General features: G+C 60.2%; 12 protein-coding genes and 3 pseudogenes. 3 read left to right on the top strand and 12 right to left on the bottom strand.

The window, feature by feature from the left end; translation table 11 throughout:
* Positions 1 to 51: 51 nt before the first annotated feature.
* From ACFFNA_RS06550 to blh, 4 genes and pseudogenes are all read right to left on the bottom strand, one after another.
* Positions 52 to 151 (bottom strand): annotated as a pseudogene (locus ACFFNA_RS06550) (ribonuclease); the annotation flags it as partial.
* A gap of 284 nt (positions 152 to 435) precedes the next feature.
* Positions 436 to 600, bottom strand: a pseudogene (locus ACFFNA_RS06545) (ABC transporter ATP-binding protein); the annotation flags it as partial.
* Positions 601 to 781: 181 nt separating this feature from the next.
* Positions 782 to 1,120 (bottom strand): sulfite-sensing transcriptional repressor BigR, encoded by a 339-nt coding sequence (gene bigR / locus ACFFNA_RS06540; protein ID WP_378916728.1) that lies wholly within the window; start codon positions 1,118 to 1,120, stop codon positions 782 to 784.
* Positions 1,114 to 2,410: pseudogene (gene blh / locus ACFFNA_RS06535) on the bottom strand (bifunctional sulfur transferase/dioxygenase Blh). Before blh ends, bigR begins: the two are co-directional and overlap by 7 nt.
* A 297-nt stretch (positions 2,411 to 2,707) precedes the next feature.
* On the opposite strand from blh, the gene ACFFNA_RS06530 reads away from it, so the two are divergent.
* From ACFFNA_RS06530 to ACFFNA_RS06520, 3 genes are read left to right on the top strand one after another with little or no spacing between them, the layout of a single operon-like run.
* Complete coding sequence (locus ACFFNA_RS06530; RefSeq protein ID WP_378916726.1) at positions 2,708 to 3,523, top strand: FMN-binding protein; 816 nt, start codon at positions 2,708 to 2,710, stop codon at positions 3,521 to 3,523.
* 31 nt (positions 3,524 to 3,554) lie between these two features.
* On the top strand, positions 3,555 to 4,271 hold the full coding sequence (locus ACFFNA_RS06525) for an FAD:protein FMN transferase (RefSeq protein WP_378916724.1): 717 nt from the start codon (positions 3,555 to 3,557) through the stop codon (positions 4,269 to 4,271).
* Positions 4,268 to 5,779 (top strand): RnfABCDGE type electron transport complex subunit D, encoded by a 1,512-nt coding sequence (locus ACFFNA_RS06520; protein WP_378916721.1) that lies wholly within the window; start codon positions 4,268 to 4,270, stop codon positions 5,777 to 5,779. The genes ACFFNA_RS06525 and ACFFNA_RS06520 overlap by 4 nt, the downstream gene beginning before the upstream one ends.
* A 7-nt stretch (positions 5,780 to 5,786) precedes the next feature.
* On the opposite strand, the gene ACFFNA_RS06515 is transcribed toward ACFFNA_RS06520, so the two are convergent.
* The 8 genes from ACFFNA_RS06515 to ACFFNA_RS06480 form a co-directional block, all read right to left on the bottom strand.
* A complete protein-coding gene (locus ACFFNA_RS06515; protein WP_378916720.1) occupies positions 5,787 to 7,130 on the bottom strand; it encodes a sensor histidine kinase in 1,344 nt (447 codons plus the stop codon).
* Positions 7,130 to 7,795 carry a response regulator transcription factor gene (locus tag ACFFNA_RS06510; protein ID WP_378916717.1) on the bottom strand — a complete coding sequence of 222 codons (666 nt, stop codon included), beginning with the start codon at positions 7,793 to 7,795 and terminating at the stop codon, positions 7,130 to 7,132. The genes ACFFNA_RS06515 and ACFFNA_RS06510 overlap by 1 nt, the downstream gene beginning before the upstream one ends.
* Complete coding sequence (locus ACFFNA_RS06505) at positions 7,795 to 8,121, bottom strand: PepSY domain-containing protein (RefSeq protein ID WP_378916715.1); 327 nt, start codon at positions 8,119 to 8,121, stop codon at positions 7,795 to 7,797. Before ACFFNA_RS06505 ends, ACFFNA_RS06510 begins: the two co-directional genes overlap by 1 nt.
* An 82-nt stretch (positions 8,122 to 8,203) precedes the next feature.
* Positions 8,204 to 8,746, bottom strand: coding sequence for a cytochrome b (locus tag ACFFNA_RS06500; protein WP_378916713.1), 543 nt, complete (start codon positions 8,744 to 8,746; stop codon positions 8,204 to 8,206).
* A gap of 418 nt (positions 8,747 to 9,164) precedes the next feature.
* Positions 9,165 to 10,280: a Fic family protein gene (locus tag ACFFNA_RS06495; protein WP_378916711.1), complete on the bottom strand. Its 1,116-nt coding sequence runs from the start codon at positions 10,278 to 10,280 to the stop codon at positions 9,165 to 9,167.
* 320 nt (positions 10,281 to 10,600) lie between these two features.
* Positions 10,601 to 11,086, bottom strand: coding sequence for a GNAT family N-acetyltransferase (locus ACFFNA_RS06490; protein ID WP_378916709.1), 486 nt, complete (start codon positions 11,084 to 11,086; stop codon positions 10,601 to 10,603).
* Between the two features lie 38 nt (positions 11,087 to 11,124).
* A complete protein-coding gene (locus tag ACFFNA_RS06485) occupies positions 11,125 to 11,565 on the bottom strand; it encodes a GNAT family N-acetyltransferase (protein ID WP_378916706.1) in 441 nt (146 codons plus the stop codon).
* Positions 11,562 to 12,071 carry a DoxX family protein gene (locus ACFFNA_RS06480; protein ID WP_378916704.1) on the bottom strand — a complete coding sequence of 170 codons (510 nt, stop codon included), beginning with the start codon at positions 12,069 to 12,071 and terminating at the stop codon, positions 11,562 to 11,564. Before ACFFNA_RS06480 ends, ACFFNA_RS06485 begins: the two co-directional genes overlap by 4 nt.
* Positions 12,072 to 12,157 lie beyond the last annotated feature (86 nt).

The following is a 12,157-nucleotide window of genomic DNA, read 5'->3' as shown; positions in this document are numbered from 1 at the left end:
ATTCGAGCGCTGCATCTTTTGAACGATGGTGGATCGGGCAGATGCGCAGTATCAGTCCGCAACTTTTCCCAATGTCAGCGACGACTGCACCACGCTCTCCCATGGGAAGCGCCGGACCCGTGGTCGAGTCGATCGCCGTCTGGTGCTCCATCGGGTTGCCGAAATGACGATGATTAGTTCGGCACTGGCGCTTCGCTCTTGCCCGGCGCAAGCCGGGACCTAGCCGCCTTACCCATCACCAATTCGACTGCCGTTTCCGCCTGCGTTGTCTTGGATGAGGTCTCATTTTGAACTGGCACTTAGGCGTTCATAGCGATTGGGGTGCGGGAAAGTCCAGTATCCTCGCAATGATCGAGAGCGGCCTCGCGGACCAGAATGGTATCTCGGCGCCAATGGCAGACTTCGCTGATCTTTCCAACTGGCCGATCAAGTGACGGCGATGATCGACAGCAGCGTGCTCTTGCCGCAGCCCGAGGCGTCTACCAGCGAGACGAACTCGTTGTCGCCGACTCCGATGTTTATGTCGTCGGGCACCTTGATTGTTGAGCGTCCGTTCGTAAACGACTTGTGCAGATGCGAGATCTTCAGCTTGGGATGCATCTGCATGTCAGGACTTTCTCTCGTATTTGAAGAAATGCCGACCGAGGAAGCGCATGATCTGGTCCGTCGCCAGGCCTGCCGACGGTACCGCTTATGCCGGCGGTTCTGCCGTTCAGGACCAGCAGCATCACCGATGAAAGGCCGATCCGAGCCCCACCCACGAGGGAAACGAGATAAGAGGTCACGGCCGACCTTCCGAACAGAAGATCGTGTAAAGCGCCGCGACCAATTGAGCGGCCTTCTCGGCGGTCAGCCGGTAGAAGATCTGTTTCCCGTCGCGCCGCGTCTCTACAATCTTGGCGTCACGCAACACCGTCAGCTGCTGGGAAAGGCTCGGTTGATGGATGTCGAGCATTTCTTCCAGCCGACCGACCGACTGCTCCCCTTCGACAAGGGTGCAGACGAGCATCAGCCGCATCGGATGCGCCAGCGTCTTCAACAAGGCCGCGACTTCGCCGGCGCGGGATTCCATGGCGGCAGGCGACATGTCCACGGCATCAGGCTGGATCTCGCTCACCATGCTGCTCCTTCCAGTGCGTCCAGGGGAAATTTCAGATAACGCCCACCGTTTGCTTCCGGCTCCGGCAGACGCCCCGCCTGGATGTTGACCTGCAAGGCATGCAAGATCAGTTTCGGCATCGGCAGCGTACGGTCACGCGCCACGCGCAGTCCGGCAAAGGTCTCTTCGCTGACGCCGGCCAGGTGTGCATTGGCGCGCTTCTGCTCGCCGACCGTGCTCTCCCACTTCGGCTCGCGTCCACCCGGCTGGTAGTCGTGGCCCGCAAACAGGCGGGTTTCGTCTGGAAGCTCCAGAATGTTCTGGATCGATTTCCACAAGGCACGAGCGTCCCCACCGGGAAAATCGGCGCGGGCCGTGCCGCTGTCGGGCATGAAGATGGTGTCATGGACGAAAGCCGCATCGCCGATCAGGTAGGTGATCGACGCCAGGGTGTGGCCGGGCGAAAACATCGCGCGCGCCGCGATGGAACCGACCTTGAAAGTGTCGCCATCCGAAAACAGCCTGTCCCACTGCGAACCGTCGGTACGAAGTTCTGGCCAGTTGTAGATGCCTTGCCACAAGCGCTGGACATCGACCACCCGCGCTCCTATCGCGGTCGGCGCGCCCGTCTTCTGCTTGAGGTAGTGCGCGGCCGAAAAGTGGTCGGCATGAGGATGAGTGTCGAGGATCCATTCAACGCTCAGCCCGTTCTCCGCGACATAGGACAGGACCGCGTCGGCGCTACGCGTCGTGGTCGCTCCGGACTTCTCGTCGAAATCAAGAACCGGATCGATAATGGCGCATTTCCGGGTATCAGGATCTGAAACCACATATTGCACGCTCCATGTTCGGGGGTCGAAGAACCCCTTAACTTCCGGTCGGAGTTGCCTGTGCGCTTCGAGCCATCGGGACGCAGCGCCCAGGTCGATTCCCAGCCGTTGCCCAAGATTCGTGATTTCCACGGACGACATACGGCCATCGAGTGCCTCGCCCAGTACATGCAGGGTCAGAGCACGTGCGCCGGTTTTGCAATGTGCAAAGACCGCGCCGCCGGCATCGACCATAGCCGCCTGGAAGGCCCGGACGTCCGCCTCTGTGATGGTCGCCATTGTGACGGGTATGAAGGTGTAGGAAACACCGGCATGACCGGCAGCCTCCCGCTCCGCGTCGTGTCCAGGCTGGGCGGGCTCTTCCCTGTCAGGGCGAGCGTTGATCAGCCCCACTAACCCATGGTCGGCAAGCGACCGGACCTCGCAGATTCGAGGGTTGGGGGCCCACGGCCAGCATGTCATTTACACGCATCATATTCATATTGGTCGCCTGCATCTACATTAATATATAGTTGCATATAATGTATAATGATTGCCGTGTCAACAGGTACGCTTTGTGCGAATCCAACCTCAATCGCCTGCAATGGCTCCAGAGGAGCTTCAAACGGCCCCCAAGTCAGCAAAAAGTGGCCTATCAGAGTGCCAATTCTGCTCTCCCGATTCCAGAAGTGAAGAAACCCAAGGACTGACAGCCAATTGTCAGCTGCGCCGTGAGACATTGTGCCGAATTTCCGGGAAGCTGGCTCGCCTGCGACGGACAAAATTGGAAACGAAGCCAATGAAACAGATCGCTTTGTCACTTTTCGTGATCGCGTCTTCAGGCGCCTATGTCTTGGACAAACCTGGCGACGGCCCCGCCGGCGAGATTATTGATACGGCGGGTTCGGCTAATACCGCCGAGATCAACTTGTTGCATCCCGGCGGTCCGGTGCCTGCTGCGGCAGCAGCCGCTGTGTTGCCTGCCTGGTCCGCGCCCGCGATTAATCAGCCGGGCGAGCGGATCGAGCCGCACGCAACCCGACCAGGCCCGTCTGGAAGTGAACCCAAGACTGCGATCGCCACGCCCATCCCCGAAGCCTCGAAGTCGCCTGTCGCCGAAGTTCATACGCTTGCCGTCAGCGGTCCCCGGGCTTCGGAGACGCCCATTCCGCCGCCAAAGCTGACGCCGCCCCAATTTGTCGACGATGCCCCCCTTCAGGCAGCCTCTTTTGCCATAACGCCAGCGGTCTACATTCCCGTTGCCCAGCCAAGGCCAAACTATCCGCAAGCGCCAACCCTCGTCATTAAGGCAGGCATGAAGCTGGTGCACAGCTTTGCTGATGGCACCTATACCGGCCCTGTAACCGATGCCTATTACGGCCTCATCCAGATTCAGGCATCCATCCAAGGCGGCCGTCTCATATCCCTGAAGGTACTTAAATACCCGAGTGACCGCCGCACCTCGATCAACATCAACAGACAAGCACTGCCCATGCTGCGTGACGAAGCGGTCACCGCGCAGAGCGCCAATGTCGACATCATTTCGGGCGCAACGTTGACCAGCAGGGCCTTCAGGCAGTCGCTCGCTGGCGCATTGAAGCAAGCATCGTCCTAGTTCCATGCGCGACACCAGGATCTTGATGGGCATGCCCATCACCGTCGACATCGGCGGCGCCTCGGGCGGAGCATTTGTCGACACGGTCTTCGACTACTTCGAGCGCATCGACCAACGCTTCAGCACCTACAGGACAGACAGCGAGATTTCGGCCATCAACCGTGGCGACCTTCCGGTCCGCGATTGGAGCGGCGAGATGATGGAAGTGATGGCTCTCGCGGCGCAGACGAAAAACCAGACGGACGGGTTTTTCGATATCCGCAAGCCTGACGGTTCGCTGGACCCGTCCGGCATCGTCAAGGGCTGGGCCATCCGCAATGCCGCCGGGATCGTTCGCAGGGCTGGTGTTGGCGATTTCTTCATCGAGGCGGGCGGCGACATCGAGTCCTGCGGCAGGAATTCGTCGGGCCTCGACTGGAGCGTCGGCATCCGCAACCCGTTCAATGCCGACGAGATCATCAAGATCGTCTATCCGCGCGGGCACGGCGTCGCCACGTCAGGCACCTATGTACGCGGACAGCACATCTACAATCCGCATGGGATTGGCGGCCCGATCACCGAAATCGTCAGCCTGACCGTCATCGGGTCGGATGTGTTCGAGGCCGACCGTTTCGCCACCGCCGCTTTCGCCATGGGCCTGGATGGCATTCTTTTTCTCGAACAGACGCCGGGCCTCGAGGGTTACGTCGTGGCCGATAACGGCCGCGCCACACCGACAAGCGGCTTCGGAGCCTTTTGCCAATCATGATCACGGCCATCGATCGGTTTCTCGACCACCAGACCATGTACCGGCTGGTCCTCTACTATTTGATCGCCTTGCTGGGTACGGCCCTTGTGCTCGGCTTCTTCAAGCTCGTGCCGCATGATCCGGTCGCGCTGACCTTCACGACAGGATTGATGCTGGCCGCCTGCTGGATCACCAACAGGGTTTTCGCTGTTGTATTTCAGGTTCCGGCCAACAACGAATCTGTCTACATCACCGCCCTCATCCTGGCGCTCATCCTTGATCCTGTGGCAGCCACCGACCTCAAGGGGATCGGCGCGGTTGTGTTCGCCTGCGTCTGGGCGATCTCATCCAAGTTCATCCTCGCCATCGGCAGGAAGCACCTGTTCAATCCGGCGGCACTGGGCGTGGCGCTGACCGCGTTGCTTCTTGACCAGTCGGCCACTTGGTGGGTTGGAGGCAATTTGCCGTTGCTTCCCGTCATACTCGGCGGCGGCCTGCTCATCGTGCGCAAGCTGCGCCGGCTTGATCTCGTCGTCACGTTCGTGGCCGTCGCGCTGGCGATGACCCTCTCGACGACCGAGCCGTCGCAATACGCGACCGCACTGACTGAGACGCTAGGCTCGTCGCCGCTGCTGGTCTTCGCCTTCGTGATGCTGACCGAGCCGATGACGGCGCCGACGACGCGCTTACCGCGCATCGCCTTCGCCGCGATCGTCGGTTTCCTGTTTGCGCCCAACATCCATGTCGGTTCGTTCTACTTCACGCCGGAGTTGGCGCTTCTGACGGGCAATCTCTTTGCATACGCCGTGAGCCCTAAGGGACGCTTCGTGCTAACGCTCGAACGCATAGAACAATCGGCCGTCGACAGCTACGACTTCATCTTCAGCTCACCGCGTAAGCTCGCCTTCGAGGCAGGCCAGTATCTTGAATGGACACTTGGTCTCGGCCGTTCAGACAATCGCGGCAACCGTCGCTATTTCACGGTCGCATCGGCCCCCACGGAGCAATCCGTACGACTTGGCGTCAAGTTCTATCCGCGATCGAGCGCCTTCAAGCAGGCGCTGGGCGCGATGAAGCCGGGCAGCACGATCCACGCCTCTCAGCTCGCCGGCGACTTCACCCTGCCGGCCGATCCCGAAACCAAGATTGCCTTCCTGGCCGGCGGCATCGGCATCACGCCATTCCGCTCGATGCTGCAATATCTCGTCGACGTCCACGAAAAGCGACCGATCGTCGTCCTCTACGGAGCTGAGACCCAGCAGGACATCGCCTATCGCGACGTCCTCGACACAGCAAAGAGAGAACTGGGCGTCAGGACGGTGCTCGCCGTTGCCCAGGGAGCCGAGCGCGGGCAGTATCCTGGCTACATCGACTCGCGGCTGGTGCGCCTCGCCATCCCGGACTACATGGAGCGGATATTCTACATTTCCGGCCCGCAGGCCATGGTCAAGGCGTTGCGCAAGAAGCTGCTAGCCATGGGCGTTCGTCGCTCCAGGATAAAGGTCGACTACTTCCCCGGCTTTGGCTGAGAACCGCTTAGCCGTGCCGAGGCAAGGCCATGGTCACGACCAGGCCGGGATCGGCATTGGCCATTGTCAGGCGACCGCCATAGGCTTCGACAATATCTGTAACAATTGCCAGGCCGAGCCCGCTGCTGCCGCCCTTGCTGTCCAGTTGCACGCCACGCGACAGGGCGGATTCCCGGTCCGCATCGGGAATGCCCGGGCCGTCATCGGCGACGGCGATGCTCACCTCGCCGACCGTTGCAAATGCGCTGACGTGTACCGAGGATCTTGCGAAGCGAGCCGCATTCTCCACCAGGTTGCCCAGGATCTCCGACAGATCGCCTTCATCGACCGGCGCCGTGAAATCATCCGCGACGTCGATTACGAACGCGAGCTGCCTGCCGCCCGGTGTGCGCTTGACGACAGCGATGACGCCCGCCGTGGCTTCCTTGACCCGACACGATGCCTTGCTGGAAACGCCGGGCGCGAGCCGGGCGCGAGCCAGTTCCCGCTCGACATGGCGACGGATCGCTCCGGTGCTCTTCTCGATCTCGTCGGCGAGCTCGGTTTCGCCCTTCTTGCGCAAGGCCCGAATGTCAGCCGACAGCACCTGCAGCGGCGTCTTCAGGCCGTGTGCCAGGTCGGTGGCGCGAGATCGGGCTCGTGCGAGCGCCTTCTCCTGCGCATCGAGAAGGCGGTCTATTTCGTCGGCGAGCGGCTGCACCTCGCTCGGCGCCGCAACGTCAAGCCTCGCGGTTCGCTGTGCGATCACATTTCGAACCGCGACCCTCAGGTTCTCCAGCGGCGCAAGGCCAACGGTGATCTGGACGAAGAAGGCTGCCATGAGAGCGGCGGCGAGCATGATGAGTGCCGGCACAAGATCGCGGACATATTCGCGCACCGACACTTCGACGCTGTGGTGGTCTTCCGCAACGATGGCGCGAAAGGACCGGCCGTCGGCATCGGTGATAGTGCGCTCGACGGCAATGGTCAGTTCGCCGCCCGGACCTTTGAGCTCCTCGATCTTTCTCAGCTCGCCGCTGGTCCCCTGATTGGGAAAAACAAGCGTTGCATCCCACAGGGAACGTGAGCGGACCAGAGTGTGGCTGGCCAGGTCTTCCACCTGCCAGTAATGACCGGACAGCGGGTTGGCGAAGCGCGGGTCGGTCAGGCCCGGCTCGACCGACAGCCGGGCGTCGGCCGCGAAGCTGGTCGCGCCGATCAGCTCGTTGAGATCGATGGTCAGCTCGCTGACGATGCGCCGTTCGACATTCAGTTCGAACAGATAGCGCAGCCCGACCCCGGCGACGGCAAGGGCGATGAGGATCGATATGGTTGCAGCCGACCAGAGCCTGAAACGGATCGAGTTGCCCATCAGAACGGCACGTCGGGCATGAAATATCCGAACCCGCGCCGCGTTTCGATAACATCGTTGCCAAGCTTGCGGCGCAGGCGCGCGACGATGACCTCGATTGCATTGGGATCGCGATCATTGCCCGAATCATAGAGATGCTCGGCGAGTTCGGTCGGCGCCACCACGCGCCCGGCATGATGCATCAGGAACGCCGTCAGCCGATATTCCAGCGGCGATAGCGCGACGGGGACGCCGCGCAACGAAATACGCATCTGGCGCGTGTCCAGGACCAAAGGCCCGGATTTCAGCACTGGCGCCGCCTGGCCGGCTGAGCGGCGCAAGATCGCGCGGAGCCGCGCCAGCAACTCTTCCATTTCAAACGGCTTCGGCAGGTAGTCATCAGCGCCTGCATTGATGCCTTCAACGCGCTCAGTCCACAGCCCTCTAGCCGTCAGTATCAGGACTGGAAAACGGCGCGAATTGAGCCGCCAGCGCTTCAGCACCGTCAGGCCATCAAGCTTCGGCAATCCGAGATCCAGAATCGCCGCGTCGTAATTTTCGACGTCGCCCGCGAACCAGGCGGCCTCCCCATCGCGCACGATGTCGACTGCCATTCCAGCCGTCCTGAGGACCGCTGCGATGTCGCCGGCAATACGGGGTTCGTCCTCGGCGAGAAGAACCTTCATCAGCCGCCGCCCCTGCTGTGCATCAGTACCCCGGCGCCAGCGTCGACATCGACGACCCTGCGGTGGCCGTCGGCGGCAACGATTTGGAACCGATAGACCCACCTGTCGCCTAACCGGATAAAATCGATGGCCACGATGTCGCCGGGAGCCTCGGCGTGAACGAGCTCCAAGAGGTCAGACAGGCCCTTTATTTCTCCGCGTTCGTAAAGGTCGCGCGCCCGATCATGATCGCCGTCATCATCGACATCTGCGCGCGCGGCGTGCGGCCAAGCCACGACGAGCCCGTACAGGCCCACTATCGCCAGCAACTTCAGTGTCGATTTCATCCAGGGATCATGCGTCCGAGTCCGGAACCACTGCAAACGCCACAACGCTGCTTGCATTTGACCGGTGTAGACCGAACCGCGATCAGGAGCCACTTGTCCCCGGCAGCATTCGCTTGAGCACATCGTCCTTCCAGACATAATGATGCCAAAGGGCGGCAACGGCATGCAATCCGGCTAGGATAAGAATCAGATTGGCGCAAAGGCTGTGCAGTTCCCTGATGAAACCGGCCGTGGAACGGTTCGCAGAAACGGGGGTCGGGATGGTGAAAAGGCCGAAAAAGCTCAAGGCATCGCCCCGGTACCAGGTCAGCAGGGTGCCGAGAACAGGGATAGCCACGAGCAGAGCGTAGAGGGCAAGGTGAGCGACCTTGGCCACCCGTCGTTCAAGCTGTGACATTTCCAGCGGCAGACCCGGCGTTCCCAGCGCCAGCCGCAGGCCGACGCGAACGACAACCAGCGCGAAAAGCAGCAGCCCAAAAGAAATGTGAAGCCACCAGACGAACGCGCGACCGGGATCACCGCGTGGGAAGATATCGGCGACGTAGGTCAGGCCATAAAGGCCGACGACCAGCAGAAACACGACCCAGTGAATGGCTTTCTGGGAGTTGGCGTAGGCAGGGTTCATCCGAACATTCCAGTCATTGTCATTTTGAAACTAGCGGCGATCGTGTCAAACCTTTGTTCAAGATGCGGCGATGAAGGAGTCCTCCCGCCATACGCGCAGGTGACATTCCCCGGTTTGACAGCGAGACAGCCTGAGTGCATCAGGCGACCTGTCAGTACGCTGACAGTGGAAGCTCCGCACGACTGGAGCGCTTCCGTTTCTGGCTCAACACCACGCGCCTACGCTTCTCCTCGTCTATGCAAGATTTGCAACGGCCAAGATGAGGTTCGGCCAGCGGATTGGCACCTTTCCGGCTAGTTCGTTCCAGAACCGGACGGTCTGTTATTGGCCCAAAACACGACACTTGAAGATTGATCCGCACGCTGACGGATTGTTTTTCTTGAAAAGACGGCGCCATCCGGGCCACCATTGTCGTTATCTATCTAGCAGGATCCGAAACCTGGAGTGCGTAGCGCGTGTGCCTACGCTCCCCGGTTTTTGTTAGCGCGCCTTTGGCAACCAGATCCTGCAAGTCCCTTGTCGCGGTCGCGCGTGATGCCTGTGTGATGGCGATGTAGTTTTCGGCACTGAGACCACCCTTGAAGCCGTCGATACCTTCGCGGAACATCCGGGCGATGACCTTTTCCTGCCGCTCGTTGAACTGACCCCGGTAGCGTTCGTAAAACTTGGCCTTGGTGACGGAAAATTCGACACGGGCGAGTGTTACGCGCTGCGCTTCAAGGATCGTGTTGGCGAAGTAGAGCAGCCAATCCGTAACCGCATTCCTCTTGTTGCTGGCCTCCAGGCCGTCGTAATAGGCCTTGCGGTGGCGTTCGATCGTGTACGCCAAAGCGATGAGGCTGGGCTCGCCCAGGTTTTGCGCCAGCGCCTTTTCGCAGAGGGCACGCCCTATGCGGCCGTTGCCATCCTCGAATGGGTGAATGCTCTCGAAATAAAGGTGCGCGATACCGGCACGCGTCAATGCAGGAAGCGGTGTCTTGCCTTTGGGCGATGTATTGTTGAACCAAGCAGCAAACGCGTCCATTTCGGGTTTCATCCGCGCCGAGGGCGGCGCCTCGAAATGCACTTTAGGCTTATCCAGCCGATTGGAAACGATCTGCATGGCGTCGGCATGCTGGCGATAGTTGCCGATGGTCTCGACACGCCGCTCACCCGACATCACCATCTTGTGCCATGCGTAGAGGACGCGATGCGAGAGCGGTTCTGCAAAATGCAAATACACATCGGCCATCATTTCAGCGATGCCGCGCTCGGCAGGCGGGATGCGCCTGGCCTCGCTGCCGAGTCCAAGCTGCTGGCGCAGGGATGATTGCAAGCTCTCGCGGTTGAGGTACTCGCCTTCAATCGCGGATGTCTTCAAGGCCTCTTCGCTGATAAGGTCGATGCGGATCTGGTCGCGGTCGTTGGCATCGACATGACGAAAGACGCCCAGGAACTCGCCCGATCGCAGCAGGAACTCGCTTTCCAGCGGTTCCAATGCCTTCTTATCGTAAGTAAAATGCGGCCAGTCAGCCTGCTCCCAATTCCATAGCATGAGTTATAGAGCACCTTTCTATAACTCATGATGCCATGTGTGGTGAGCTATAGCAATCTTCGCTATGCCTCGGAGTCCTGTCTGATACGCAACCAATTCGCAAAAGTGTCAGCGGGTTCGAGTCGGAAGAGCGCTACCGCCTTTCCCCCCATTCGGAAAGCCCGCGATATTTTCTACGGTGTTGGGCATGACTGCACCAATCTCGGGGCGCCACTACCCACTTCGAATGTGAAGGTTTGAGCCGAAGCGGATTGCATGGTCCGCAACGCGCTTGGGACATGTTGGACATGTAATGGGCAGAGAGAACAACTAAGGCTGATTTAGTGCGCAACCTCGCTCAGAACGAGGCGCATGGCACAACGTTGGCTTGCCGGCATACCGTGTTCAATCTCCCGACGCAGTATTTGACGAAGCCTTTCTCCGGCCCGCGCATCGTCCAGCGCCTGAAATCCCAGCTTCTGGTAGAACGGCGCGTTCCAGATCACATCCCGGAACGTCGTCAGCGTGAGCGCAACAAGGCGGCGCTCCCTCGCATCCGCGATTGCTTTCTCGATCAAGGCGCGTCCGATACCCGACCGCTGTCGATCAAGGCGGACGGCAAGCTCCCAGATGTGCAATGTATCGTCCTGGATCTCCGCGCTCAGGAATGCGACCGGCCGGTCCTCATGTTCCACTGCGACCCAGCATGTGCCCTTGGCGATCAACTCGCGGTGCCGCTCGACGGTCTGGTTTTCGTCATCGGCAATCCACGCCAGCTCCGCAATCCCGCGATAGGCCTCACCGGCCGACTGTTCGATGTCGGGCAAGGCTTCCGAGTCAACCTCTTGCGCAATTCGAAGGGTAGTCATGCGGTTACAGGCGTGGCTTTTAGTATTTTGCAGAGAACGACATTGGAATGTCCCTCGGGCCATTCTGCCAACTCAGCTACACGCACGAAGCCAACCTTTTCGTACATTCCTGGCGCCTGGAAATCGTGGCTCTGTACCCAGATCCGCCGAACACCTCGAATGGCAGCCTCGGCGGCGAAGGCGTTCAACAATTCTCGCGCATAGCCGCGTCCACGATATGCCTCATCGACCCACATCTGCTTGAGTTCGGAGGTGCCCGCCCAGGAATATCCGGTAGCAACGCCGACGATGCGTCCCGCCTCGTCTCGGATCACAAAGCCAAGGCCCCGGGCATCATCGCGCCCTACTGCATGCCGGTTATAGGCGTAGATATTGCCTTCAATGACATCAATTTCTATCGCCGAAAGATCGTGCTGGGGTTGGGCGAGGATGGTCATCTTGAGCGTTCGATTCCCTTGGCTCCTAGCAAGACCGTCTCAAGCGACAAGCGGCCAGGACCGCCGACTGCAAGTGTTGCAAGGCCGGCCAGGTAGAGGAGAATGATTTCGTAGCCGACTGGCCCGAACCGGACCCCGGCAGCCGTTACTTCGGCAAACTTCACCGAGAAGAATCCATATTGGGAATGGACGGTGAACAATGCGGTCAGCAGCACGATCGCCATCGGCACGCTGACGAGCGGAATAAATGCGCCCACGAGGATAGCAGTTCCGCCAACAAGCTCAACCAGCGTCGTCAGCCAGGCCAGCAATTGCGGTACCGGAACCCCCAGCGTTTGAAGCACGACGCCAAAGTTTTCCGGACCCCTGCTGAGTTTCGCGTAGCCATGAGCCAGAAAGCCAAAGCCCACGATCAACCTTATCGGCAATGGCGCCCATCCGGCAGCAGCGCTGGAGGAGGAGAGAGTGATCTTTGCGACATGTCCACGGAGATGCATTGCCGGCATACTTTCTTCTGTGCGCGGGGTGCCTGAAGTTCGGCGCCACCTGGAAAAGCCCGAGATGACGGACTAGGCTGACAGTCTGTCATTCG

The sequence above is a fragment of the Mesorhizobium kowhaii genome (assembly GCF_042431665.1).
Taxonomy (GTDB): Bacteria; Pseudomonadota; Alphaproteobacteria; order Rhizobiales; family Rhizobiaceae; genus Mesorhizobium; species Mesorhizobium kowhaii.
Note: the sequence above shows the minus strand (reverse complement) of the source record. Positions and strands in the feature narration are given on the sequence as shown.